Below are 25505 nucleotides of genomic sequence, written 5' to 3' on the forward strand. Positions count from 1 at the left end.
GCCAGACATCACTTTTAACGCGAGGTTAGCAAAATGAGCACCATCCGAGAAACGATTGAAGACACCTACGCTGCCAATGCCTTTGCCGAACGGGGCCTGACCAAGGACGCCCAGATTCTGCTCAAGGGTGAAAGCCGCCAGACGGCGGTCAAGGCCGATGCCGTCAAGCAGGTCGAAAAGCGCCCGCGTCCCACGCTCCACGCCAAATAGGCCCACCAACCGCGCAGGAGCGAACAGATGCCTCGAAACTGGTTACGAAACACGTTGCACCCGGGCACGCCCAGCCTGCGGCGTGCCAAATCCGTCGAAGACCGCCTGGCCGACTACACCGAAGCCGTGGCCCTGGCCGAGGCCGGGGAACAGATGCTCGCCTCGGACGTCATCCGGCACAGCGGCACGGGGCGCAGGCGCATTCTGGTCATCGGGCACGGCTGCACCTTCTCCTCGCACCTGGGGGAATACGCCCTGAGCGTGGCGGAGCGGATGGGCAGCGACCTGCTCTTCCTGAGCGTCGGCCTGCCCAAGAAAGACCCGAACTGGCGGGAGTCGTTCAGCCAGTTGGCGGACAACGCGGCAGGCCACTGGCGGGAAGCCGCGGAGCGGCAGAATCTGAATGTCCAGCACGAAGTGCGGTTCGGCACCGTGGACGAGGCTGTGAGCGAGCTCGTCCGCAGCTGCGGCAGGATCGAATTCATCCTGAGCGAACCAGAGGAAGGCGAACAGGTCCTGGGCCAGACGGGCCTGGCCCTGTTCACGGTCAAATGATGCCCGTTCTCACCATGCGGATGGACACCACCACTTTCGTTTCCGCCCCCTCGCGAACCCGGGGCACATCCGCCAGGGGCCGCACCCTGGCGACGCAGGAGTCACCATGGCCACGTTAGTTCTGAAAGTGATCCCGTTTTTCGGTTGGATCAGAACATATTCCGCCGCCCATCTCAAAATGGATTTCATGGCCGGACTGACCGTGGCCCTGGTGCTCATCCCCCAGAGCATGGCCTATGCCCAGCTCGCCGGGCTGCCCCCCTACTACGGGTTGTACGCCTCCTTCCTGCCGCCCCTGGTGGCGGCCCTTTTCGGCTCCAGCCGCCAGCTCTCCACCGGCCCCGTGGCCGTGGTCTCGCTCATGACGGCAGCCTGCCTCGAACCCCTGGCCACCGCGGGCGGCGAGAGCTACATCGCCTACGCCGTGCTGCTGTCCCTGGCGGTCGGCTTTTTCCAGCTGTCCCTCGGCGTGCTTCGCCTGGGCCTGGTCGTCAATTTCCTCTCCCACCCCGTGGTGGCCGGATTCACCAACGCCGCGGCCATCATCATCGCCACCAGCCAGCTGGCCAAGATGTTCGGGGTGTCCGTGGACAGCGCCGAGCACCACTACGAAACCGTGCTGCGGGTCTTCCGGGCGGCCATGAACTACACGCACTGGCCGACGCTGGCCCTGGGCGTCTTTGCCTTCGCCCTCATGTTCGCCCTGAAACGCTTCTGCCCCCGCGTCCCGAACGTGCTGGCGGCCGTTGTCCTGACCTCGGTCTTCGCCTGGGCCACGGGCTTCGAGCATAACGCATCCATCGGCATCCAGTCCCTGGAGGCCCCCCAGGCCTCCGAGGCCGTGACCGCCTACAACGCGGCCATACAGGGCCAGGCCGATCTCGCCGCCAGACGCACGGCCCTGACCTCGGCCATGGAAGAGGCCAGGGCGCACGGCGAACTCTTCGCGATCGTCGACGAGGAGCACGAACTGCGCCGCCTGTCCCTGGAAATGGAGATCACCAAGAGCAAGGCCAGAAGCCTCAGGGAAGCGTTGCGCGGCATGCTCTTCCAGGCCGTGACGGAAGCGGACGGAAGGCTGAAATTCTACCCCTTCGGCAGCCCACTCCCCAACGGAGAGGTCAACGACGGCCGGACCTGGCGCATCCGCGTCGGCAACTCCGCCCTGGACCCGGTGTCCCTGACCATGATCGGGGGCGGCGCGGTGGTGGGCGCGGTGCCCGGCGGCCTGCCCCCCTTCAGCGTGCCGCGTTTCGACGCGGGGGTCATGCTCAGACTCCTCCCCAACGCCGTCATCATCGCGCTGCTGGGGTTCATGGAGGCCATTTCCATCGCCAAGGCCATGGCCGCGAAGACAGGCCAGAGCCTGGACCCGAACCAGGAACTCATCGGACAGGGTCTGGCCAACATCTTCGGCGCTTTCAGCAGGAGCTACCCCGTCTCCGGGTCCTTCTCCCGCTCGGCGGTCAACCTGCAGGCCGGGGCCCTGACAGGGTTCTCAAGCGTGTTCACCAGCGCCATGGTGCTCGTGGCCCTGCTCTTCTGTACCCCGCTTCTCTATCACCTGCCGCAGTGCACCCTGGCCGCGGTCATCATGATGGCGGTCATCGGCCTGATCCAGCCTTCGGGGTTCGTTCACGCCTGGAAGGTCGCCAGATACGACGGCGTCATCTCGGTCATCACCTTTCTGGCCACCCTGGCCTTCGCCCCCCATCTGGACAAGGGCATCATGATCGGCGTGGTCCTGTCCCTGGGCGTCTTCCTGTACCGCAACATGCGGCCCATGGTCAGCTCCCTGGCCCGGACCGAGGAAGGCGAACTGCGCGACGCGACGCGTCACGGACTGGCCCTGTGCACGCACGTGGACCTGGTCCGCTTCAACGGACCGCTCTTTTTCGCCAACGCGAGCTTCCTGGACGAGACCATCACCCGCCGCCTGCAGTCCAAGAAGCGCCTGCGGCACATCGTGCTGGTGGCCAAGGGCATCAACGACATGGACGCCTCGGGCGAAGAGGCCCTGTCCCTGGTCGTGGACCGCTGCCGCAGCCGGGGCGTGGACATCTCCCTGGCCGGCGTCAACGACACGGTCATGGCCATCCTGGCCCGCAGCGGCCTCCTGGACAAGATCGGCCGGGACCACATCTACGCCAATATGGAAAAGGCCCTCTGCACCGTGCACGCCGGCGCCCACCACGGGAGCGACGAAGCGCGGTGCCCCCTGACCTCGGCCTGCCAACTGCACGTGCGGCCGCAGGTCGCGCAGCCCCGGCCCAGGGCCTTCGCGGCCGCCGGCGCCGCGCATGACGATCGACAGTAGCGACCAACACAACACACCCGCTGCAAGCGGTTAACACAAACACGGAGAACACAATGGCCACATCTCAATCTGACAAGAAGCCCATCGGACGGACCCTGGTTTTCGGCGCCCTGACCGCAGCCTTCTACACGGGATTTTTCGCTTACGGCGACGCCATCGCGGCCCAATTCGCGCAGGGTTCCTTCTGGGCGGCAGGACCCATCGCCACGGTTTTCGCCGTGTCCTACCTGCACGGCGAATTCGCCAGCAACCTGTGGGCGACCCTGGGCGTTTCCGCGATCCGCAAGGATACGCGCAAGACCGCCGAAGCCACCAAGCGTCCGGCCCAGCGCCCTGTCCTCAACGCCTGATCCCACGTCACGAAGGAGACATCGTAATGGATATCTTAAGCCTCGATCCCACCAAGTTCATTGACCTCAACACCATGGCCGTCATCTTCCTCTTCCTGGTCGGCTTCATCGGCGGTCTGGTCAGCGGCTTCATCGGCTCCGGCGGCGCCTTCGTGCTCACCCCGGGCATGATGAGCCTGGGCGTGCCCGGCACCGTGGCCGTGGCCAGCAACATGTGCCACAAGTTTCCCAAGGCCCTGGTCGGCGCCATCAAGCGCTACCGCTACGGCCAGGTCGACGTGAAGATGGGCCTGATCATGGCCGCTTCGGCCGGCATCGGCGTGCAGATCGGCATCAAGATCCAGCAGGTCATCCTGGCCATGTGGGGCCAGGCCGGGTCCGACCTCTACGTCAGCCTGTCCTTCGTTTTCGTGCTGGTCTTCGTGGGCGGCTACGTCATGAAGGATGCCATCAAGTGCGCCCGCTGCGGCGGCGAGGAAGAGACCACGGCCCTGGCCAAGCGCCTGCAGAAGATCGAGCTGTGGCCCATGATCAACTTCCCGCGCTCGGGCCTGCGCATCTCCCTGTGGTTCACCCTGCCCGTGGGCTTCGCCACCGGCATCCTGGCCGCCACCATCGCCGTCGGCGGATTCGTGGGCGTGCCCGGCATGATCTACGTCATGGGCGTTCCCGGCCTCATGGCCTCGGCCACGGAACTGGTCATCGCCTTCGTCATGGGCCTGGGCGGCTCCATCAACTGGGCCATGCACGGCATGGTCGACATCCGTCTCGTCCTCATCATCCTCGGCGGGTCGCTCCTGGGCGTCCAGCTCGGTGCCATCGGCACGACCTACGTCCGGCCGCACATGATCAAGATGGTCATGGCCACCATCATGCTCATCGTGGCCGTCAGCCGCGGCCTGGCCCTGCCGACCTACCTGGTCAAGCTCGGCCTGATGGAACTGCCCGAATCGACCCTGGGCCTGCTCAAGAGCGTGAGCTTTGCCTCCATGTGCCTGGCCCTTCTGATCGGCTCCGTCATCATCCTTGGCAGCATGTGGAACGGCCGCAAGGCCCAGGCCGGCGCCGCGAGCTGAGCGTCCGTCCTGTACCGAAGCCGGCAAGCGAGCCCCCCTGAACCGGGGGCTCGCTTTTTTTCGGACGACGCGACAATTTCCCGCAACCCGCTTTTCATGGCGCCAGACATGCGATATCAGTCGATCATGCGTTCGCGCCCCCCGCTGTCACATCTCCGTCACAATCGCCTCAACTTCCTGTAACATTGCGCGCCTAGTTAGTCCTCCAACGCATGATGCGAAACTTACGTTTGAAACATCGCCAAGGAGGCACCATTATGAACCGTTTTCTCAAGAAAAGCGTTCTCGCCCTGGCCCTGCTGGTCGTCGGCAGCGGCATGGCCCAAGCCCGCGACCAGGTCAAAATCACCGGCTCTTCCACCGTCTTCCCCTTCTCCAGCTACGTGGCCGAAGAACTGGGCGCCACCACCAAATTTCCCGCCCCCGTCGTCGAGTCCACGGGTTCCGGCGGAGGCCACAAGCTGTTCGGCGCCGGCATGGGCCCGAACACCCCCGACATCGCCAACTCCTCCCGCCGCATGAAGGACAGCGAATTCGAGAACGCCGCCAAGAACGGCGTCCTGGACATCACCGAAGCCAAGATCGGCTTCGACGGCATCGCCATCGCCCAGAACAAGGACAACGCTGCCATGAGCGTCACCCTGGAAGAACTGGCCTCCGCCGTCGCCGCCGACATCATCGTCGACGGCAAGCTCGTCCCGAACCCCTACAAGATGTGGAACGAGATTAATCCGAACCTCCCCGCCCGCAAGATCGTGTTCTACGGCCCGCCCACCTCTTCCGGCACCCGCGACGCCTTCGAGGAAATGGTCGTCGAGAAGGTCTTCGGCAAGAAGGAAGGCTACCCCAAGGATTACAAGAAGATCCGCCAGGACAGCGCCTATGTCCCGGCCGGCGAGAACGACAACCTGATCGTGCAGAAGCTCTCCAAGGACAAGGACGCCTTCGGCATCTTCGGCTACAGCTTCCTGGAAGAAAACGCCGACACCATCCAGGCCGCAGCCGTGAACGGCGTCGAGCCCGGCCCCGAGAGCGTCGCCTCCGGCAAGTACCCCATCTCCCGCTCCCTGTACTTCTACATCAAGAACGCCCACTACGACGCAGTTCCCGGCCTGAAGGAATACGTGGAACTGTTCATGAGCGAGAAGATGATCGGCAAGGACGGACTGCTGAATGGCATCGGTCTCATCCCGCTGCCTGACGACGTCCGCGCCAAGGTCCGCGAGGACGTGCTGGCCAAGAAGAAGCTGAACCTGGATGACCTGAAGAAGTAAGCGTCAGGCTCAACCATGTCCCCGGAGGGCCGAGCCGTTACCCGACGGACCGGCCCTTTGCCGCGACCGACACAAAGCGAGGAATCTCGTGACCACAACCTACCTGGCCCAATACCTGTTCGCCGGTCTCCTGCCCCTGGCGCTCTTCGGCTATCTCGCGGGCCGCAGGAAGATCCGCGCCCAGCAGGACCCCAGCGCCAGATACAAGGCCTCCGAAAACCTGTTCGGCTGGTACGCCGTGACAAGGATGCTCCTACCCGCGGCCGTCGTCAGCGCGGGCGCGACGATTCTGGACCTTTTCGACCTCATTGACGTTCCCTGGCCCATGGTCGCGGCCACGGCGCTGCTGCTTGGCGCCGGAGCCATGTGGATCGGCATCAAGGCCATCGACCCGGGGCTGCGGGTGCGAACGGCCCTGGAGAAGACCATCGTCCGCGTCCTGCTGCTGGCCTCGCTCATCTCCATCCTGACGACCATCGGCATCGTGCTGTCCATCGTCTTCGAGGCCGTCCACTTCTTCCGCATCGTCAATTTCTGGGACTTCCTGACGGGCACGACCTGGAATCCGGACGGGGCCATCGTCGGCGAGGGCGGCACGCAGCACCTCTTCGGCTCGGTGCCGCTCTTCGCCGGCACCTTCATGATCACGGCCATCGCCATGTGCGTAGCCATCCCGGTGGGACTCTTCTCGGCCATCTGCATGTCCGAGTACGCGTCCCTGCGCGTCCGACGCATCGCCAAACCCGCACTGGAGATCCTGGCCGGCATCCCGACCGTGGTCTACGGCTTCTTCGCGGCCATCACGGTCAGCCCATTCATCGTGCGCCTGGCCGAGAGCGTGGGACTGCAGGCGGACTACACCAACGCCCTGAGCCCCGGTCTGGTCATGGGCATCATGATCATCCCGCTGGTCTCGTCGCTGTCCGACGACGTCATCAGTTCCGTGCCCCAGAGCCTGCGCGAGGGGTCCCTGGCCCTGGGCGCCTATCCTTCCGAAACCATCAAGCGGGTCGTGCTGCCGGCCGCACTACCGGGCATCGTCTCGGCCTGCCTGCTGGCCATCTCCCGCGCCGTGGGCGAGACGATGATCGTGGTCATGGCCGCCGGCCTGCAGCCCAACCTGACGTGGAACCCCCTCGCAGGGATGACCACGGTCAACGTGCGCATCGTCGACGCCCTGACGGGCGACCAGGCCTTCGACAGCCCCGAGACCCTGGCGGCATTCGGCCTGGGCCTGGTCCTCTTGGTCCTGACCCTGTGCCTGAACATCGTGTCCCTGACCGTCATCCGCAAATTCCGCCAGAAATACGAGTAGGAAAGACCATGAGCATCCACATCGACCCGCGCAGCCTGCGCAAGCGCAAGAACCGCGAGGCCCGGTTCAAGGCCCTCTCCTACATGGCCATCTCCGTGGCCGGCATCTTCCTGGTCATCTTCTTCGCCGACATCGTGCGGCAGGGCTACACGGCCTTCCAGCAGACCGAAATCGCCGTCGAGGTGAGCTACACCCAGGAGGTCTACGACAACCCGCGCTCGGCCATCGACGCAAAGATCGCGCCCCTGGTCAGCCGGGGCGTTACCCGCATCCTGCCCATGCACCTGCGCGAAAACCCGCAACTCATGGGCAAGACGGAAAAGCTCTGGGTCCTGGCCAACGCAGAGGTGGACCAGCACGTCAAGGGCAAGGCCAACCGGCTCAAGCCGCGGGAAGTCACCCTGGTCGACGAAATGCGCGCGGCCGGGGAAATCAGGAAGGCCTTCAACACCGGCTTCTTCACCAACGGCGACTCCAAGCTGCCGGAAATGGCGGGCATCCTGTCCGCGGCCGTGGGCACCCTCTACCTTCTGGCCATCACCTTCGCCTTCAGCTTCCCGGCCGGAGTCATGGCCGCCATCTACCTGGAGGAATTCGCGCCGGACAACCGGCTGATGCACATCGTCGAGGTCAACATCAACAATCTCGCGGCGATACCTTCCATACTCTTCGGTCTCCTGGGCCTGGCAATATTCATCAACTTCATGGGCTTCCCCCGCTCTTCGGCCCTGGTGGGCGGCCTGACGCTGGCGCTCATGACCCTGCCGGTCATCATCATCGCCACCCGCGCGGCCATCCGAGCCATCCCGGACTCCATCCGCGAGGGAGCCCTGGCCTTGGGCGCGACCCACTGGCAGGTGGTCTGGGATCACGTCCTGCCCCTGTCCCTGCCGGGCATCCTGACGGGCACCATCATCGGCCTGGCCCGGGCCATCGGCGAGACCGCGCCGCTGCTGATCATCGGCATGGTGGCCTACATCCAGGACATGCCCCGCGGCGTGACCAGCGCGGCCACGGTCCTGCCGGCCCAGATCTACGTCTGGTCGTCGGAGTCCCTGCGCGCCTTCACCGAGCGCACCTCTGCCGGCATCATCGTGCTGCTGGCGGTACTCCTGTCCATGAACGCCGTGGCCATCCTGCTGCGCAACAAATACGAACGGAAATGGTAGCCGCGACCTGACCTCAACGGTTCTCGCCATCTCCGCCATGCCGGGGCCGCTCCTTGACGATGTCCGCCCGTCAAGATAGCGGCCTTCGGTGTCTTTGCCCCCTTCCGAAACGTCATCGAGGCCGACATGTCGCAGCGCAGCACCATCAGCTACTTTCTCGAATCCATCATCCTTTCCGTCCTCGGTCTGGCGGTCGCCTTCTTTCTCGGCTTCCAGTCCGGGGGCATGTCCGGCGCCCTGGCCTTCCTGCTGACCACGACCCTGCTGGCCTGCCTTGAAACGTCCGTCTCCCTCGACAACGCCGTGGTCAACGCGACCGTGCTGCGGGTCATGACGCCGTTCTGGCGCATCATGTTCCTGACGGTCGGCATCGCCATCGCAGTCTTCGGCATGCGCATCCTCTTCCCCATCCTGATCATCTCCGTGGCCGGGAACATGGAGTTCAGCCAAGCCTGGCTCATCGCCACCACCCGACCCGAAGAGTACCGGCACATCATGGAAGGCAGCCACCTCGGCATCATGGGCTTTGGCGGCACGTTCCTGCTCATGGTCGCCCTGACCTACTTCCTGAACAAGGAGAAGGAGACTCACTGGCTGCCCGTGGTCGAGAAGATGCTGATCAAGGTCGGGGGTGTGGACAACGCCGCGGCCAGCATGACCATCGGCCTGGTCATGGCCACGACCATGTTCATCCCGTCCACGGAAAAATACGTCTTTCTGATCAGTTCCCTGAGTGGGTTCGCGGTCCACGCCCTCATCGACGTGCTCAAGCATGTGGTGGGCGGCGGCGACATCGCCACCGTGGCGGGCAGGAACGGGCTGGTGGGCTTTCTGTACCTGGAGGTGCTGGACAGCAGCTTTTCCTTCGACGGCGTGGTGGCGGCCTTCGCCATCACCAACAAGTTCTGGCTCATCGCCATCGGTCTAGGCATCGGCGCTCTCTTCGTGCGCTCCATGACCGTGTACCTGGTGGAAAAGGGCACCCTGGAGCAATACAAGTACCTGGAGCCGGCCGCCTTCTGGGCCATCGGCTTCCTGGTCCTGGTCATGTTCATGTCGGCCGCGGGGCACCATCTGCCCGGCGGCGAGGTGACCACGGGCCTGGCCAGCATGGTCATCCTTGGGGCGGGCGTGCTGACGAGCATCGTCCAGAAACGGATCGAGGACCGGCTGCGCGAATGCAGACAGGATCGGGACTGATTCCCGAAGATCGCAGCGGAAAGAAGTGGAGCCCATGATGCCGATGCTTCCCGAAGACGAACAGGTCCGGGGCGGAGTGTACCTCTGCCAGACCGGCCAATGCGTGTCCTGCGGCAGCTGCTGCGGGCTCTACAACGTCCGTGGCCTGTCCCGCGAAGGCCTGCGGGCCGTACTCGATGAGCGCACCCGCGCGTTCGCGTCGGTCCCGCGCACCATCGACGCCATCCTGGCCTTCGAACAGGAGCGCCTGACCCTCGAAGGTTGCGACTACCCAATCCCGGATTTCCACCACTGCGTCTTCGTCGGCCTGATCCGCGACGGCGGCGAGCGCGTGGGCTGCCTGCTCCACCCCCTGGCCGACGGCAACGCCGGCGTGGACTGGCGGGGCCTGAGCTTCTACGGCGGGGCGGCCTGCAAGCTTTTCTTCTGCCCGACCTACGACCGGCTGGAAGCGAGATGGAAGCGCCTGGTCCGCCGCGTCATCGACGACTGGTTCGCCTACGGCCTGATCATCCCCGAACACCGCCTCCTGGCCGCCCTGCTCGGCGCCGTCGAGGCCCGCCTGGGCCGCGAGTTGGACCCGGACGCCCTCTCCCCTGACGGCCGGGCCGCCCTGGCGGAACTGCTGCGCGTCAAGCTCGACTGGCCGCTGCGCGGACCCGACACGCCCCTGGCCTGGAACTTCTTCAGCACCCGCCGGACCGAACGGCCGGGACTCGACGCCGTCCAGCCCGGCGACCCGCTGCTGCAGGCCCTGTGCGAGCTGGACACCCTGCCGGAACACGCCGTGCCGGCCCTGGCGCGCCTCGACGAACTGCTCAACCGCACAGTCTCCGCCCTCTCCCGGAAATGAAAGGACCGGCTCGAAGCCGGTCCTTGGGGTGAGGGGCGGGTCATCCGCCGACGGTCAATCGACGTGGATGTCTATGGCCTTGGGCCGCGCCTTCTCGGTCTTGGGCAGGTGCAGGTGCAGCATGCCGTCCTTGAAGACCGCCTTGATGCCGTCCGGGTCCACGTTGTCCGGCACCGTGAAGCGCCGCACGAAGGTGCCCGTGAACCGCTCCACGCGGTGATACTTCTTGTCCTTCTCTTCCTTCTCGGTCTTGCGCTCACCCTGGATCGTCAGCACGCCGTTCTCCACGGACACCTTGACATGGTCCTTCTCCACACCGGGAATATCGGCCTTGATCAGAAACTCCGTTTCGGTCTCGGCAATATCCACCCGCGGAGTCCAGTCGCTGGAGGCCAACGCCTCCTGCCCGCCGCGCGGCCATCCCACGGCCTTGGTGTACCGATCGAACATGTCCTCGATTTCCCGCCAAGGATCCCATTTCATCAGTGTCATGGCCAACCTCCTTCCGTGACCTGTCTTGAATGTGCTCCACGGTCCCGGACCGCTTCCGGGTCATTCCACAGATAAGACCGCATGACGGTCAGTCAAGGCCGACCGGCCCGGCCAAAACAGGATTTACATTCATTATTTCAGGATATTGAATGAAAAAAGCGGCCCGGCGGCCGCTTAAAGGAAGAAGAAACAGCCGAACCGAGCGCTCACGCATCCGCGCCGGCCAGATAGGCGGACAGGGCCAGGGCGTAGAACTTGGAGCGGTCGGAGTCGCCGCGCGAGGGGACGACCAGCGGGCAGCCGGCGCCGACGACGATGCCGGCCATGGGCAGGTCCATGAGGCTCGTCACCGCCTTGTAGAGCACGTTGCCGGTGACGATGTTGGGCGCGCAGAGGATGTCGGCCCGGCCGGCCACGGGGTGGTCGACGCCCTTGGCACGGGCCTTCTCCTCCGAGACGGCGATGTCCAGGGCAAAGGGACCGCCGACCACTGCGTCGCCGAAGATGCCCATGCGGCAAAGCCTGGCCAGGATGTCGGCGTCCTTGCTGGAAACCATGTCGTTGTAGGAAACCTTTTCCGTGGCCGAGAGCACGGCCACCTTGGGCGGGTCCATGCCGAGGCGCTTGGCCACGTCCACGGCGTTCTTGATGATGTCGATCTTGCGCGTCAGGGTCGGGGAGATGTTCACGCCCGCGTCGGTCACGATGAGAAGCCGCTCCTGGCGCGGGTGGGGGAAGACGCCGATGTGGCTCAGCAGGCCCTCGCCGCGCTTGCGGCCGAGCACGGCGCGCAGGAGCACGTCGGTCTTGACCCCGCCCTTCATCAGGAACCCTGCACGTCCCTCCTGCAGGAGGTCGAGGGAGAGCTTGAGGGCTGCGGCCGTGTCGGGCTCGTGCAGGCACTCGAAGCCGGAAAAATCCGTTCCCACGAGCTCCGGCAGGGCCTTCATGCACTCGACATCGCCGACGAAAACCGGCTCGGCCAGGCCCTGGCGATGGGCCTCCAGGCCAGCCAGGACGGCGTTGGCCTCGGCGCAGGCCGCGATGACCACGCGCGCGGCCGTGCTGCGGGCGCGGACCAGTTCGACCATGCGTTCGAGGGAGGTCACGGCGGCCATCAGCCGTCTCCCCGAGACAGGGCGATGAGGCCCGTGCGGCTCAGGGACTGGATGCCGTGGGGCGCCAGGGTACGGATGAGGCCGGCGACCTTGCCCTGGGGCGCGGCGAGCTCGGCCGAGATGGTCTCGTTGCCCATGTCGATGACGTTGGCGCGGAAGACCTCGAAGATCTGCAGGATCTGGCTGACGGACGCCGGGGTGATGCGGACCTTGATCATGACCAGCTCGCGGTCCATGAGGTCACGGTCCGAGAGGTCCTCCAGTCCCAGGACAAAGCCCAGGGACTCGATTTCCCGTGTCACGTCGCCGACCTTCTCGTCACCCGCCTCGACGCAGATGATCATGCGCGAGACGTCCTCGCGCTCGGTCTCGCCGCAGGAGATGGAGCGGATGTTGATGTCGTGGCGCTCGAAAACGTGGGCCATGGCGGCCAGGACGCCGGGCTTGTTCTGGACCAGGGCGGAAATGGTGTGGCGCATGGGGGCTCCTTGGAAACGTTGAGTACGTACCTGCCGCATATGTCAGGGCCTGACCGCCGAGGCAAGGCGGCCACGGACGCTTCGGGCCTGGACGGAAAGGCATGGATTCCCGCCTTCGCGGGAATGACACCGGGGCGAGGTGGCCAACCTTTGCGGGTAAGGCACCAAGGGCTTCAGATTCTGCTCCGGCCTCCCGCACAGCCGACACGTCATCCCCGCGAAGGCGGGGATCCATGCCTTTGTATCCTTTCCGTCAACAACCCCGCATCAGGCGTTCCAGTCCAGGATGACCTTGCCGGACTTGCCCGAGCGCATGACGTCGAAGCCCTTCTGGAAGTCCTCGGCCGCGAAGTTGTGGGTGATGACCGGGGCCATGTTCAGGCCGCTCTGCAGCATGGCCGTCATTTTGTACCAGGTCTCGAACATCTCACGCCCGTAGATGCCTTTGAGCTTCAGGCCCTTGAAGACGACTTGGCCCCAGTCGATGGCCGTGTCGCCGGGCATGATGCCGAGCAGGGCCACGTGACCGCCGTGGTTCATCTGGGCGAGCATCTCGCGGAAGGCGGCGGGGCTGCCGGACATCTCCAGGCCCACGTCGAAGCCCTCGGCCATGTGCAGGTCGGCCATGACCTCGGACAGGGATTCGCTCCCTACGTTGACGGCGCGGCTGACGCCCATCTTGCGGGCCAGGTCCAGGCGGTAGTCGTTGACGTCGGTGATGACCACGTGGCGCGCCCCGCAGAAGCGGGCGATGCCGGCGGCCATGACGCCGATGGGGCCGGCGCCGGTGATGAGCACGTCCTCGCCGACCAGATCGAAGGACAGGGCCGTGTGCGTGGCGTTGCCCAGGGGGTCGAGCATGGCTGCCACGTCGCCGGAGATGGTGTCGGGCACCTTGAAGGCGTTGACGGCCGGCACGCAGAGGTATTCGGCGAAGCAGCCGGGGCGATTGACGCCCACGCCGATGGCGTTGCGGCAGAGGTGGCGCTTGCCGGCCTTGCAGTTGCGGCAGTGGCCGCAGGTGATGTGCCCCTCGGCCGAGACGCGGTCGCCGACCTTGAGGCCGCGCACCTCGGAACCGATCTCAACGATGCGGCCGACGAACTCGTGCCCCACGGCCATGGGCACCGGAATGGTCTTCTCGGCCCAGGCGTCCCAGTTGTAGATGTGGATGTCGGTGCCGCAGATGGCGGTCTTGCCGACCTTGATCAGAATATCGTTGTGGCCGACCTCGGGCACCGGGATCTCTTCCATCCAGATCCCGACCTCGGGCTTGGCCTTCACCAGCGCTTTCATCTTTTCCATTTCTTTATCCTCGCATCCTTCTGAAATTCCATATTTTCAACGTTACAAAAAAAATCTTGAAGATGGATTCCCGCCTTCGCGGGAATGACGGAGGGGGCAGCATCAGCGACCTCACTGACGACAACTCGGTATCTCGGGAATGACGGAAGGGACAAGACTCAAGGCTTTGCGGTTCGCCGGGATGGCGGGTCGTCGACTGTCTGACTGAGCCAGGCATCGTTTGTTGCATTGTCGCCTTTCGCTCGAAGAGCAGGCCTGCGTTCGGCAGCAGCGACAATGCAACTCTACGAGGCCGGCGAAGGAGTTTCGACGATCCGCCATCCCGGCGAACCGCAAAGCCTCCCCCGTCCTGCCCGATCCCTTCTCCCATCCCAGTCCTCCAGCTAAATCACTCCCAATTCCTTCCCAACCTTCACGAACGCCGCCACGGCCCGCTCCAGATGCTCCCGCGTATGCGCCGCGCTCATCTGCGTCCGGATCCGCGCTTGCCCCTTGGGCACCACCGGGAAGCTGAAGCCCACGACGTAGATCCCCTCCTCCAGCATGCGCGCAGCCATGCGCTGGGCCAGCACCGCGTCGCCGAGCATGACCGGGATGATGGGGTGCTCGCCCGGGACCAGGGTGAACCCGGCCTCGGTCATGGCCTTCCGAAAATACTGGCTGTTCTCCACGAGCCTCGCCCGCAACTCCGGCTCACGCCGGACCAGATCCAGCACTTCCAAAGACGTGGCCGCGATGACCGGGGCCAGGGTGTTCGAAAACAAATAAGGCCGGGAGCGCTGCCGCAACCATTCGACGATCTCCTTCCGCCCCGAGGTGTAGCCGCCCGAGGCGCCGCCAAGAGCCTTGCCCAGGGTGCCGGTGATGATGTCCACGCGGCCCATGACCCCGCAGTGCTCGTGGGTGCCGCGGCCGTTCTCGCCCATGAAGCCCACGGCGTGGGAGTCGTCGACCATGACCAGGGCGTCGTAGCGGTCGGCCAAGTCGCAGATGGCCTTCAGGTCGGCGATGCTGCCATCCATGGAAAAGACGCCGTCGGTGACGATGAGCCGGTAGCGGCAGTCGGCCGCGTCTTTCAGCTGCGCTTCCAGGTCGGCCATGTCGCCATTGGCGTAGCGGAAGCGCTTGGCCTTGCACAGGCGCACGCCGTCGATGATGGAGGCGTGGTTCAGGGCGTCGGAGATGACGGCGTCCTCGCCCCCGAGCAAGGTCTCGAAGAGGCCGCCGTTGGCGTCGAAGCAGGAGCTGTAGAGGATGGTGTCGTCGGTGCCCAGGAACTCGGACAGACGGTCCTCCAGTTCCTTGTGCACGCCCTGGGTGCCGCAGATGAAGCGCACCGAGGACAGCCCGTAGCCCCAGCGATCCAGGGCCTTGTGCGCGGCCTCGGTCAGACGCGGGTCCCCGGCCAGGCCGAGGTAGTTGTTGGCGCAGAAGTTGAGCACTTCGCGGCCGCCGGCCACGGTGATGCGCGCGCCCTGGGTCGAGGTGATGACCCGCTCCGCCTTGAACAGGCCGTTGTCCCGCAGTTCGGCCGTCTGCCGCGCCAGATCCTCAAGTATCCGTTTCATGCCTTCCCCTCCGATAAATTTCGATTTGCGTAATTTTATCGCGATAAAATTTCTTGTCAAGAAATCGAGGAACAATATATTGCTGAATGCACGAAACACGCCCTCTGTCCAGGCCACCGCAATAACTTGCCGGCCGGGAAAGGGTCACGTAAGAGCGTCGCGGGAGAAAAACGTGAGCGAAAAGGACTTGAATCTCGACCAGATGGACCGGCAGATCATCGACGCCCTGCAGAAGAACGGGCGCGAATCCTACAAGAGCATCGCCCAGAAGCTGGGCGTGTCCGACGGGACGGTGCGGCTGCGCACGGAGCGCATGATCAGAAGCGGGTACCTGCGCATCTCGGCCTCGGTGAACCCCATGTTCTTCGAGGACGGCCTCACGGCCACGGTAGGCGTGAGCCTGGAGGGCCGTGCCAACGCCGAGATCATGCGCGCCATCGCCACCTTGGAAGGGGTGCAGTCCGTGGCCAACGTCTCGGGGCGCTTCGACCTGCTGGTGGAGATCCACGTCTCCTCGCGCAACGACCTGCGCCGCTTCCTGGTCGACGACCTGTCGGCCGTGGGCGGCATCCAGAACACCGAAACGTTTCTTTACCTCGAAACCATCGACAAGTGGGTGCGCCAGCGCTCCGAAGGAACCGAATGAGCCATATCCTGCACGGGTTCACGGACCCGAAATATCTCGACGTCATGATCGCCAAGGCCGAGACGCAGCTGAAAGAGGCGGAAAACGAAGAAGACCGCCAGCGTTTCGCCGCCTACCTGGAAGTCCTCAAAGGATGGAAGGGCAAGCTCGCGACGAGCCGCGACGTCTGCACGCCCGAAACCCCGGAATAACGCAACTCTTCGTACGCCCCAGGGGTGGCCATGCGGGAAGATCCGAGCGCTCCTGAAAAAGCGTTCACGCCGATCTGCCCAAACATGGCCCGACTGCGCTCCACACACAAAAAGACAGCCTGAAATGCGCCGTAAAAACCCTGTCCACGGGGCGTACCCGCCGACTTATTTGTAGCGGGCGTGACACGCCTTCTTGGCCCGGGCCATCTCTTCCGCCACTGCTGCGATCTCCGTCGGGCTCCCGGCGTCGAAGGCCTCGCGCAGGCGGCAGCAGAGCGCGGACCAGGCGAGGTAGGATTCCTCCCCGTCCCCCTGGAGTGACACCATCTTTTCGGAGTCGGCGAGGAACACGGACACGATCTCCTGCGACGGCATCTCAGCCTTGGCCACGCTGTCGCGCAGGGCCTTGAAGAAGGCCTGCATCCGCTTCTTCACCCCGGAGAGGCTTTCGCACACGACCCCCGACCCGCAAGGCTCCTGCGCCCCTTCGCAGACCGTGAACCCCGTGCCGGTGAACTTCACCTCCAGAATATCGTCCTGGCCCAGATCGATCCGGATCTTGAACTTGGCCAGTTCCGCCAGGCTGACCCCGAGCGTGGCCACTTCGTCGCATCCCGCCTCAAGGGTGTCGGCCAGCCTGCGCAGCAGGTCAGCGGCCTCGGGGCGGGAAAGATGCAGATTGTATTTCTTTTTCGATGGCATGCGGTTCCTCGAAAACCGTTGGTGTTCAACGACATTTGACCGCCCGAGGCACCTCGTCCCGGCCTGGCCCGACAGGCGGATCCGGCCGGATTTGGCCGCACCGGGCCGGGAAGGCTCAAAGCCCGGTCTTGATGACCATGTCCGTGATGGGCCCGCGCGAGCGCTCGCCCTTGAGCACGATGTGGCCGTAGCCGGGCAGGCCTTTGAGCATCTTCACGGTCCAGTTCAGGCCGTTGTTGGATTCGTTCAGGTAGGGGTTGTCCACCTGGCGCGTGTCGCCCAGGCAGATGCACTTCACGTTCTCGCCCATGCGGGTCAGCAGGGCGCGGGTTTCGGCGCGGGAGAGATTCTGCATCTCGTCGACGATGACCACGGCGTTCTCCAGGTTCATGCCGCGGATGAAGGCGATGGGCAGGATCTCGAAGCGCTTGGGGTTGAAGCGGAAATTGCCGCCCTCGCTGTCCATGAAGATGCGGTTGGCCGGGCGCAGGTCGTGCAGCTTCATGATCAGGTCGCCGACGTAGCGCACGTAGGGGGCCATCTTCTCTTCCAGGTCGCCGGGCAGGTAGCCGAGCTTGGCGCCGATCTCGATGACGGGCTTGACGAGGTAGACCTTGCGGTAGGGGTTGTCCTTCTGCTCCAGGGCCAGGAACAGGGCCGCGGCCAGGGCCAGGAAGGTCTTTCCGTAGCCTGCCTCCGACTGCAGGGTGACCAGGTTCACGGCGTGGTCGAGCATCAGCTCCAGGGCCAGGTTCTGGTAGACGTTGCGCGGCTTCACGTTCCAGACGCTGTGCTGGTAGTCGATGAAGCGCGGGCCCGAGGCGGCGTGCATGTAGGGCTGGCCGCCGACCCAGGCGAAGCTGTTGGGGATGGGCTCCTCGCCCTCGCGCACGAAGCCCGTGTAGGACTGGGACTCGGAGCGGAAGGGGTTGGAGTCGCGGAAACCTTCGCTGGCGATGGCGTGGATGCGGGCCTTGAGCTGCAGGATGCGGTCGTTGGTGACCAGGATGGGGGCCTCCACCCCGCTGTCTTTGAGCTCTTCGAGGATCAGGTCGTCGCCGGCCTTGCTTTCGGCGTCGTCAAAGGCCCGCGGCGGCAGGAAGAGGATGTCGGGGTCGTCCTGCAGGACGGCGATGGCCTGGGCCACGATGTGGGACACCCGCGGCTCGCGCTTGAGCTTGTCCAGCTCGCGCAGGACCGTGTACGGCAGGATGACGCGGTTCTCCTGGCCGTTGCGCAGGGTGCGGATGCAGGAAGGGTTGTCGAGGAGCACATTGGTGTCGAGGACGAAATTCTTCTGCATGGACGGGAGCAATCCTTAGGGGCTGCATGCCCCGGTCAGGACCGTTGAGGGAAAGGCGGCCGGCCTCAGACCGCTGCCAGCACCCCGTCCCCTATCCCGGTGCGTCCGAACTCGCCGGGGTGCGCGTCGATCATCTCCTGGCACTCGATGCAGTAGCGCGCGCTCGGGATGGCCAGCAGCCTGCGGCCGGAAATGTCGTCCCCGCAGAGCTCGCACACCCCGTAGGAATCGTTGTCGATGGCCTTGAGGACGACGGCGATGTCTTTGAGCAGCTTCACGTTGCGATTGAAGCGTATCATGTTCCAGTCCAGGGAGGAAGCAGTGCAGGCCTGGTCGGCCGGATCGGGCTCCAGGGCGCGGTCCTGACGCATAACTTCCCGAAGATCTTCGATTTCACGCTCGATTGTGACGTACTTTTCTCGCAACTGACGTTCGATGCCCTGGTGCATGTTCCTGCTCTGCGACATGGGGGAGCCTCCTGGATTGTGGTCGCCAGGACCCTCCGGCCCGCCCGGAGGAAACCTTCCAACCGTTGACTCACCCTATGCCCCGCATGTTGCGGATCGGCGACGACGGCGAGGAGGCTCCATGACAACCCTAGGGGGCCGAGGAAAGAAGGCGGTCCGCGATGAGCCGCTCCATGGCCGGGTCGTCCTGGAGGGTCGGCTGCACGACGAACTCGATGCCCGGCATCTCCCTGCGCAGTTCGGCAATCATTTCGGGGATGTCCTGCTCGATGTGCACGCCGTTGTAGAGAAAGTACTGCATGATGACGATCCGCGAGCAGCCGCCCGAGGCCAGCCTGCGCACCTGGTCGGCCAGGGTCGGCTCGCCCAGGGAGAAGAAGGCCGGCAGCACCGTCATGCCCGGCAGTTGCCGCGCCACCCGCCCGACCATGGCGGTAAAGGCCTCGCCCACTTCCCTGCGCCGGCTACCGTGGCCGAGGACGATCATTCCCGTCGTGTCCATGCGTCTCTCCTTGGAAAAAGGAAGGGCCGCCCTCCCGTGGTCAGGCGGCCCGGTTTCTCGCCGTTGCCCCTAGTGCTTGTGGTCCTCGTGGACCGGAGCGTCCTTCTCGTCATGGGTGTGGTCGTGAGCGTGGTCGTGAGGGTGACTGTGGGTCAGGTCACCGTGGGAATGTTCGTGATCGTGCTTGACCACCGTTGTGGTGGCCTTGCCGCGCAGGCATCCGCATCCTTTGCACATATGAGCCTCCTTGCACCTGTTTCCAGGCAAATTGCTGTGTGATGACGCCATGATCGTAATCCTTTCCCGCACGAAGGCAAGACCGGGAAGACGGCGGCCTGTTTGCACAATGCGACAACTTGTGCAACAAGATGCACAAAAACCACACTCCAAGGCTACCCTCTTTTTGCAAGCATTTGAATTTACGAAATATTCGACAATGGCACACACGATGCTATACGCAGTCCAACATCACACCACTACCTCCACAGTGTGACAGGAGCATTCATGTACGCAAGACACCTCATCCTCTCCCTCCTTCTGGTCCTCATTCTCGCTGCCGGGGCCCAGGCCTACAAAGGCGGCTGTCCGGGACAGGGACACTACCAGGACTTCATGTCCGGCCTGACCCCAGAGCAGCAGGAAAAGGTCCAGAAACTGACCGACGTGCATCACGAACAGCTCTTTGCCCTCCACAAGGAGCTTGGGGCCAAGCACGAAGCCATGGAAGCCCTGTTCGCCGCAGTACCGGTGGACAAGGCGGCCGTGGACAAGGCCATGGCCGAAGTGAACGAACTGCAGGCGAAGAAGGCCAAGCTCAATGCCGACTACCGCATCGAGCTGACCGAAATCACCGGCAAGCCCGTTCCCTTGGAATCCCAGAGAGGCTGCGTAGGCGCAGCCGGGTGCGGAGCATACTCCAGCGGCGCCGGGACCGGCGCCGGCGACGCACCCGCCTCTCCAGCCCAAACCCTGTAACCGCTCATCCCCTCCCCGTACCTGGCAAAGGCCGCACCCCCTGCGGCCTTTGCCTTTTCAAGCCAGGAGCCGGCCATGGACATCGCCCTCCCACCCCGCAGCAGCCGCACCGTCACGCTCATGGCCACCATGGCCGTGTTCGTCCTCGGCCTGGCCCTGAGCTTCTCCACCTGGCGCAACCTGCGGCAGCAGCAGGAATCCTTCCGCGAGCATGCCGTGGTCACGGCCAGGGCCATCGCCGCCGGCATCGAGATCAACCTGCGCCGTGAACTGCGCCTGCCGCCCTCGCCCGAGCACACCACCGCCCTGCTCAATCTCCAGCGCGCTCTGGCCAAGGACCTCCTCAAGGACTACATCACCCGCTCCGACGCCCGTTTCATCGGCCTCTACAACCCCATGGGGCATATCCTCTTCTCCTCCCACGACGACCCCAAGGCCATCAACGAGCAACTGCCGACCATCGCCTGGGCGAACATGGGCAATGCGGGGGAATGGAGCGGCGAGATGAATTTCGAGGGCCGCCCCATCATGGTCCTGGGCCGGATCAGCCACCTGAGCGCGGACCTGGACTGTCTGGACGACCAGTGTCCGCCCGAGCGCAAACCGCCGATGCTCCTCATCGGCGTGGACATGACCCAACATCTCGAAGCCTTCGGCAAGTACAGGCGCACGGCCATCCTGCAGACCGGCTACATCCTGGCCGTGACCATCGTCTTCTGGCTGCTGCTCATGGGCGTCCTGCAGCGCAAGGAGCAGGGACGGCGGCTGGCGCGATTGGAATCCTTCAACGCACGCCTCCTGGACAACATGCCCGACGGCCTGCTGACCCTGTCGGCCGAGGGGACCATCGTGGCCGCCAACCCCGCGGCCCAGAGCCTCATGGACGGCTTCAGGCTCATGGGCGAACCCCTCGCGACGATACTCGACAGCCTCGGACTGCCGCCCGAAAAGATCGGCTCCCAGGAATGGACGACCCTGACGACGGGCGACAAACACCTCGAAATCCGGCAGCTGCCCCTGCGGGACGGCTCGGGCCAGAGCCTCGTGCTGCTGCGCGACCGCACCGAGCTGGCCGGCCTGGAACGTGAACTGCACCTGAACGAGAAGCTGGCCGCCATCGGCCGCATGGCCGCGGGCGTGGCTCACGAGATCCGCAACCCCCTCTCTGCCCTGCGCGGCTTCGCCCAGTTCTTCGCCAAGAAGCTGGCCGGCAAGGACCCCGAAGAACTCTACGCGCGCACCATGGTCCAGGAGGCCGACCGCCTGAACCGCGTCATCACGGACCTCCTCTTCCTGGCCCGGCCCCGACGGCTGACCTTCGACCAGGTCCCCCTTGCGGAGGTCTTCGGGGAGGTGCATACTCTCTTGTCCATGGACGCCCAGGCGAAAAACGGCAGGCTGGAACAGGATCCTGCGGCCGGGACCGTCACGGCGGACCGCGACGCGCTCAAGCAGGCCCTCATCAACCTGACCATGAACGGCATCGAGGCCCTGCCCGAGAACGAAGGCCTCATTCGGCTCCAAAGCCGCGAGGACGACAAGGGCACGTGGGTCCTGGTCCGGGACAACGGCCGCGGCATGACGGCCGAGGAGCGCGAGCACGCCCTGGAACCGTTCTTCACCACGCGGGACAAGGGAACGGGGCTGGGCCTGGCCATCGTGCACACCATCATGCAGGAACACGGGGGCACCATCGACATCGAAACCGCCCCGGACGGCGGCACCACCGTGGTCCTCTTCTTCCCCCGCAACCACAGCCAATCGGAGAGCCCGTCATGACCCCCACCGTGCTCATCATCGACGACGAACCCGCGCACCGGCTCATGGTCCGCGTCGTCCTGGGCGATGCCGGCTTCAAGGTCCTGGAGGCCGACAACGGCCCGGCCGGGCTGGCCGCAGTGCGCACCCGGCCCGTGGACGTGATCCTGCTGGACATGCGCATGCCCGGCATGAGCGGCCAGGAGGTGCTGCAGCGTCTGCAGGAAAGCGGCAGCTGCCCGCCGGTCATCATGCTCACGGCCTTCGGCAGCGTGGGCAACGCCGTGGAGGCCATGAAAGCCGGGGCCTGGGACTACCTGACCAAGCCCACGGACAACGACGAGCTTCTGGCCGTGGTGCAGAAGGCCTACGACCATGTGCGCCTGACGCGTGAAAACAGCGATCTGAAGAAGCAGATCGGCCAGCTGCGGGACACCCGTCTCATCGGTGACAGTCCGGCCATGCGCCGGGTCGTGGAGCTCATCGAGCAGGTGGGGCCCAGCGAGGCCAACGTGCTCATTCTCGGCGAGTCCGGCACCGGCAAGGAGCTGGTGGCCCAACTGCTGCACGAGCACAGCCTGCGCAAGGACGGGGCGCTGGTGAAGGTCAACTGCGCGGCCCTGCCCGAGACGCTGCTCGAAAGCGAACTCTTCGGCTACGTGCGCGGCGCATTCACCGGCGCCACCCAGGACAAGCCCGGTCGCTTTCAGCTCGCCGCCGGAGGCACCCTTTTCCTGGACGAGATCGGCGAGCTGCCCATGACCCTGCAGGCCAAGATCCTGCGCGCGCTGCAGGAGCGCATCGTCGAGCCTCTGGGCGGCGTGAGCCCGGTCAGCGTGGATGTGCGCTTCATCGCCGCCACCAACCGCGACCTGCCGGCCATGATCGCCGACGGCAAATTCCGCGAGGACCTCTACTACCGCCTCAACGTCCTCGAAATCCGCATCCCGCCCCTGCGCGAACGGACCGAGGACATCGCGCTGCTGACGGACCACCTGCTGGCAAAGCTCTGCCGCAAGAACAACCGCCCCGTGCGTTCCGTGAGCCGGGACTTCCTCGACGCCCTCTCGCGCCACGAGTGGCGGGGAAACGTGCGCGAGTTGGAGAACGTGCTCGAACGCTGCCTCATCCTCTGCCGCGGCGACGTCCTCGACGTGCGGGACCTGCCGGAGCACCTGCTCTCCCCCGCCCGCACGACCGCCATGTCCGCCGCGACAACGCCGACCGAAAACCCTCTGGAAGCCGCCGAGCGGCACGCCCTGGAAGAGACCCTGCGCAGGTATGCCGGGCACCGGGAGCGCACGGCCCAGGCCCTGGGCATCAGCCGCCGCACCCTGCAATACCGTCTGAAGAAATACGGCCTGACCACCAGATGAAAGAAGCCGGCCCCCGAGGGAGCCGGCTTCATCATTTCATACGTCCGTCGGGATTCAGATCCCGCAGGCGTCCCGCAGGTACTTGTAGCGCAGGTTTCGCGTGACCAGCACCGGGCAGTTGGCCCCTTCCAGCACGCGCGTGACCACGCTGCCCATGATCACGTTCTCCAGGACCGAGAGGCCGCGGGAGCCGATGACGATGAGGTCGCAGTCCAACTCGTCCTGGACGTTCAGGATGACATAGTCCGGGCGGCCGCTGCGGGAAATGAGTTCGACCTCCATGCCGCAGGGCTCGAGCATCTTCCTGTATTCCTCAAGCATGGCCATGGACGAGGCCTGGGCGCTCTGGCGCAGCTTCTCGGCCATCTCTCCGCCGATGGTCATGTTGACGGGTTCCCAGACGTTCAGCAGGTATATCTTGGGGTTGCGGGCATTAACCAGCATGGTCCCGTACTTGGCCGCGTTCCTGGAGGAATCCGACCCGTCAACCGGGATGAGCACTTTTTCAACTTTGATCATCTTCTTGTCTCCAGTGTGGTTGCAGCGGCGTTAGAAGAAAAGGACGGTCATGAGCACGAAGCTCGGGATCAGGATGCCCACGGACCAGGCCATGTAGCCGAAGAAGCTGGGCATCTTGATCCCGGACGATTCCGCGATGGACCGGACCATGAAGTTCGGGGCGTTGCCGATGTACGTGTTGGCGCCCATGAACACCGCGCCCGCCGAGATGGCCATGAGGGTGTGCACATGCTCCATGAGGAAGGACGCGTCGCCGCCGGCGGTGTTGAAGAAGACCAGATAGGTCGGGGCGTTGTCCAGGAAGCTCGAAAGCGCTCCGGTCAGCCAGAAGTACATGGCGTTGTTGGCCACGCCGTCGGTGGAGACCAGGGCGATGATGCCCGACAGGGCGCCGTCCATGCCCGCGCGCAGGATGGCGATGGCCGGGATCATGGTCAGGAAGATGCCGGCGAAGAGCTTGGCCACCTCGATGATGGGCTCCCAGTTGAACTCGTTGCGGCGGCGGATGTCCAGGGCCGTGGTCTTGAGGCTGACGCCGGCGAGGATCAGGAGCAGGACGTCGCGGGCGACGTTCTGCAGCTCCACGTGCACGTGGTAGAGGGTGAACCCGCCTTCGGGCTTCCACATGCCGCTCATGAGCACGCCGGCGACCACGCCGCCCAGCAGGAGCAGGTTCAGGGAGCCTTCGAGGCGCAACTTGCCGTCCTGGCCCGCGTCAGGAGACTGGGGACGGCCTTCCTTGCCGAACAGCACCGTGTCGATGATGAAGTACAGGGTCAGCAGGATGGCCGACATGGCCGCAAAGGGCATGAACAGGTGGACCGTGGTCCAGAAGAAGGACACGCCCTTCAGAAAGCCCAGAAACAGCGGCGGGTCGCCCAGGGGCGTCAGGCTGCCGCCGATGTTGGCCACCAGGAAGATGAAGAAGACGATGGTGTGGACCTTGTACTTGCGGTGCGAGATGGCCCGCATGAGGGGACGGATGAGCAGCATGGCCGCGCCGGTGGTTCCCATCCAGCTCGCCAGCAGGGTGCCGATGAGCAGGATGACCGTGTTGACCTGCGGCGTGCCCACCAGGGAGCCGCGCAGGCACACGCCGCCGGCGATGGTGAAAAGGGAGAAAAGCAGTATCAGGAACGACACGTATTCCAGGGCGATGGTGTGGACCACGGAATACGTCGCCAGCTCGAAGCCGTGAAACAGGGCGAAAGGCACCAGAAATGCGACGCTCCAGAAAGCGGCCACCTTGCCGTAGTGGTGGTGCCAGAAGTGCGGGACGGCCAACGGCATGACTGCGATGGACAGGAGCATGCAGGCGAAGGGCACGACCCACAGGACGCCCAGGTGCTTGCCGATCTCCTCGGCCTCATGATGCAGGTCGCCGCCGGAAGCCCACACGTCCGGCAACACTCCAAGAACTGCCAGGGCGACGACCGCCAGGCAAAAAAACCAGACAGAACTCTTGCGCATCCCTTGTTCTCCTTTTGGGCCGCCGCCGAAAACGGCGTCCCGTTCGCGTGAACGTTCAGGGCATCGTGACCAATGCCCAGCCTCTCCTCTCCCTTCTCCAAAAAAACAGGCCCCTGGTCGCCCAATCATGGACTCCAACGGCCGAAGGGCGAAACCCGGCAACGCATCCTGCGCCTCCCATCCGGCTTTCGTCCGTGCGCAAGGCCTCCTGCGTCAACGCGCGTTCACGGACCTTCTTCACGCACGGCGGGTGCATATGCCATATCGGCCGCTGGAGCAATCCCCCCCGCCGGTCGGCGGTCTGTCTGGCTCGCC

General features: G+C 64.8%; 27 protein-coding genes. 15 read left to right on the top strand and 12 right to left on the bottom strand.

Annotated elements, in window-relative coordinates:
• Nucleotides 1–33 precede the first annotated feature (33 nt).
• The 10 genes from G394_RS21060 to G394_RS19990 all read left to right on the top strand — a co-directional run bounded on the left by G394_RS21060 (nt 34) and on the right by G394_RS19990 (nt 10319).
• On the top strand, nt 34–210 hold the full coding sequence (locus tag G394_RS21060) for a hypothetical protein (RefSeq protein WP_156902421.1): 177 nt from the start codon (nt 34–36) through the stop codon (nt 208–210).
• A 27-nt stretch (nt 211–237) separates the two neighbouring features.
• Nucleotides 238–765, top strand: a complete 528-nt coding sequence (locus G394_RS17885) for a hypothetical protein (protein WP_156902424.1) — start codon at nt 238–240, stop codon at nt 763–765.
• Between the two features lie 106 nt (nt 766–871).
• On the top strand, nt 872–3082 hold the full coding sequence (locus tag G394_RS0104055) for a SulP family inorganic anion transporter (protein ID WP_028576559.1): 2211 nt from the start codon (nt 872–874) through the stop codon (nt 3080–3082).
• Nucleotides 3083–3135: 53 nt separating this feature from the next.
• The gene (locus G394_RS0104060) at nt 3136–3432 is read left to right on the top strand and encodes a hypothetical protein (protein WP_028576560.1); all 297 of its coding nucleotides are present in this window, start codon (nt 3136–3138) and stop codon (nt 3430–3432) included.
• Between the two features lie 26 nt (nt 3433–3458).
• The gene (locus G394_RS0104065; RefSeq protein WP_028576561.1) at nt 3459–4508 is read left to right on the top strand and encodes a sulfite exporter TauE/SafE family protein; all 1050 of its coding nucleotides are present in this window, start codon (nt 3459–3461) and stop codon (nt 4506–4508) included.
• Between the two features lie 257 nt (nt 4509–4765).
• Nucleotides 4766–5782, top strand: a complete 1017-nt coding sequence (locus tag G394_RS0104070; protein WP_028576562.1) for a PstS family phosphate ABC transporter substrate-binding protein — start codon at nt 4766–4768, stop codon at nt 5780–5782.
• An 88-nt stretch (nt 5783–5870) separates the two neighbouring features.
• Nucleotides 5871–7097: a phosphate ABC transporter permease subunit PstC gene (pstC, locus tag G394_RS0104075; RefSeq protein WP_028576563.1), complete on the top strand. Its 1227-nt coding sequence runs from the start codon at nt 5871–5873 to the stop codon at nt 7095–7097.
• A gap of 8 nt (nt 7098–7105) precedes the next feature.
• On the top strand, nt 7106–8266 hold the full coding sequence (gene pstA / locus G394_RS0104080) for a phosphate ABC transporter permease PstA (protein ID WP_028576564.1): 1161 nt from the start codon (nt 7106–7108) through the stop codon (nt 8264–8266).
• A gap of 126 nt (nt 8267–8392) precedes the next feature.
• Complete coding sequence (locus tag G394_RS17890) at nt 8393–9466, top strand: DUF475 domain-containing protein (RefSeq protein WP_043774672.1); 1074 nt, start codon at nt 8393–8395, stop codon at nt 9464–9466.
• Between the two features lie 34 nt (nt 9467–9500).
• Complete coding sequence (locus G394_RS19990) at nt 9501–10319, top strand: hypothetical protein (protein ID WP_051306933.1); 819 nt, start codon at nt 9501–9503, stop codon at nt 10317–10319.
• Between the two features lie 54 nt (nt 10320–10373).
• On the opposite strand, the gene G394_RS0104095 is transcribed toward G394_RS19990, so the two are convergent.
• From G394_RS0104095 to G394_RS0104115, 5 genes are all read right to left on the bottom strand, one after another.
• Nucleotides 10374–10811, bottom strand: a complete 438-nt coding sequence (locus tag G394_RS0104095) for an Hsp20/alpha crystallin family protein (protein ID WP_028576565.1) — start codon at nt 10809–10811, stop codon at nt 10374–10376.
• 206 nt (nt 10812–11017) lie between these two features.
• Nucleotides 11018–11929 carry a phosphate acyltransferase gene (locus G394_RS17900; protein WP_043774674.1) on the bottom strand — a complete coding sequence of 304 codons (912 nt, stop codon included), beginning with the start codon at nt 11927–11929 and terminating at the stop codon, nt 11018–11020.
• A complete protein-coding gene (ilvN, locus tag G394_RS0104105) occupies nt 11929–12408 on the bottom strand; it encodes an acetolactate synthase small subunit (protein ID WP_028576566.1) in 480 nt (159 codons plus the stop codon). The genes G394_RS17900 and ilvN overlap by 1 nt, the downstream gene beginning before the upstream one ends.
• Before the next feature lie 267 nt (nt 12409–12675).
• A complete protein-coding gene (gene tdh, locus G394_RS0104110; RefSeq protein ID WP_211226215.1) occupies nt 12676–13713 on the bottom strand; it encodes an L-threonine 3-dehydrogenase in 1038 nt (345 codons plus the stop codon).
• Between the two features lie 383 nt (nt 13714–14096).
• On the bottom strand, nt 14097–15281 hold the full coding sequence (locus tag G394_RS0104115) for a glycine C-acetyltransferase (RefSeq protein ID WP_043774676.1): 1185 nt from the start codon (nt 15279–15281) through the stop codon (nt 14097–14099).
• Nucleotides 15282–15453: 172 nt separating this feature from the next.
• Here G394_RS0104115 and G394_RS0104120 point away from each other — a divergent pair, with 172 nt between their 5' ends.
• Nucleotides 15454–15927 (top strand): Lrp/AsnC family transcriptional regulator, encoded by a 474-nt coding sequence (locus tag G394_RS0104120; protein WP_028576569.1) that lies wholly within the window; start codon nt 15454–15456, stop codon nt 15925–15927.
• Nucleotides 15924–16118 (top strand): hypothetical protein, encoded by a 195-nt coding sequence (locus G394_RS0104125; protein WP_028576570.1) that lies wholly within the window; start codon nt 15924–15926, stop codon nt 16116–16118. Before G394_RS0104120 ends, G394_RS0104125 begins: the two co-directional genes overlap by 4 nt.
• 165 nt (nt 16119–16283) lie before the next feature.
• On the opposite strand, the gene G394_RS19995 is transcribed toward G394_RS0104125, so the two are convergent.
• From G394_RS19995 to G394_RS21065, 5 genes are all read right to left on the bottom strand, one after another.
• On the bottom strand, nt 16284–16820 hold the full coding sequence (locus tag G394_RS19995; protein WP_028576571.1) for a GAK system XXXCH domain-containing protein: 537 nt from the start codon (nt 16818–16820) through the stop codon (nt 16284–16286).
• Nucleotides 16821–16935: 115 nt separating this feature from the next.
• Nucleotides 16936–18123: a PhoH family protein gene (locus G394_RS0104135; RefSeq protein WP_028576572.1), complete on the bottom strand. Its 1188-nt coding sequence runs from the start codon at nt 18121–18123 to the stop codon at nt 16936–16938.
• 65 nt (nt 18124–18188) lie between these two features.
• Nucleotides 18189–18590 carry a TraR/DksA family transcriptional regulator gene (locus G394_RS20000; protein ID WP_051306934.1) on the bottom strand — a complete coding sequence of 134 codons (402 nt, stop codon included), beginning with the start codon at nt 18588–18590 and terminating at the stop codon, nt 18189–18191.
• 130 nt (nt 18591–18720) lie between these two features.
• Complete coding sequence (locus tag G394_RS0104145; protein ID WP_028576573.1) at nt 18721–19092, bottom strand: sirohydrochlorin chelatase; 372 nt, start codon at nt 19090–19092, stop codon at nt 18721–18723.
• Nucleotides 19093–19161: 69 nt separating this feature from the next.
• Nucleotides 19162–19329 (bottom strand): hypothetical protein, encoded by a 168-nt coding sequence (locus G394_RS21065; RefSeq protein ID WP_156902426.1) that lies wholly within the window; start codon nt 19327–19329, stop codon nt 19162–19164.
• Nucleotides 19330–19596: 267 nt separating this feature from the next.
• On the opposite strand from G394_RS21065, the gene G394_RS0104155 reads away from it, so the two are divergent.
• From G394_RS0104155 to G394_RS0104165, 3 genes are all read left to right on the top strand, one after another.
• On the top strand, nt 19597–20067 hold the full coding sequence (locus tag G394_RS0104155) for a periplasmic heavy metal sensor (protein WP_028576574.1): 471 nt from the start codon (nt 19597–19599) through the stop codon (nt 20065–20067).
• A 75-nt stretch (nt 20068–20142) separates the two neighbouring features.
• Nucleotides 20143–21846, top strand: coding sequence for a two-component system sensor histidine kinase NtrB (locus G394_RS0104160; RefSeq protein WP_028576575.1), 1704 nt, complete (start codon nt 20143–20145; stop codon nt 21844–21846).
• Nucleotides 21843–23201, top strand: coding sequence for a sigma-54-dependent transcriptional regulator (locus tag G394_RS0104165; RefSeq protein ID WP_028576576.1), 1359 nt, complete (start codon nt 21843–21845; stop codon nt 23199–23201). Before G394_RS0104160 ends, G394_RS0104165 begins: the two co-directional genes overlap by 4 nt.
• Before the next feature lie 54 nt (nt 23202–23255).
• On the opposite strand, the gene G394_RS0104170 is transcribed toward G394_RS0104165, so the two are convergent.
• On the bottom strand, nt 23256–23720 hold the full coding sequence (locus G394_RS0104170) for a universal stress protein (protein ID WP_028576577.1): 465 nt from the start codon (nt 23718–23720) through the stop codon (nt 23256–23258).
• Nucleotides 23721–23750: 30 nt separating this feature from the next.
• Nucleotides 23751–25190: a sodium:proton antiporter gene (locus tag G394_RS0104175; protein WP_028576578.1), complete on the bottom strand. Its 1440-nt coding sequence runs from the start codon at nt 25188–25190 to the stop codon at nt 23751–23753.
• Nucleotides 25191–25505: the final 315 nt, after the last annotated feature.

The organism is Desulfomicrobium escambiense DSM 10707 (genome assembly GCF_000428825.1).
GTDB lineage: Bacteria > Desulfobacterota > Desulfovibrionia > Desulfovibrionales > Desulfomicrobiaceae > Desulfomicrobium > Desulfomicrobium escambiense.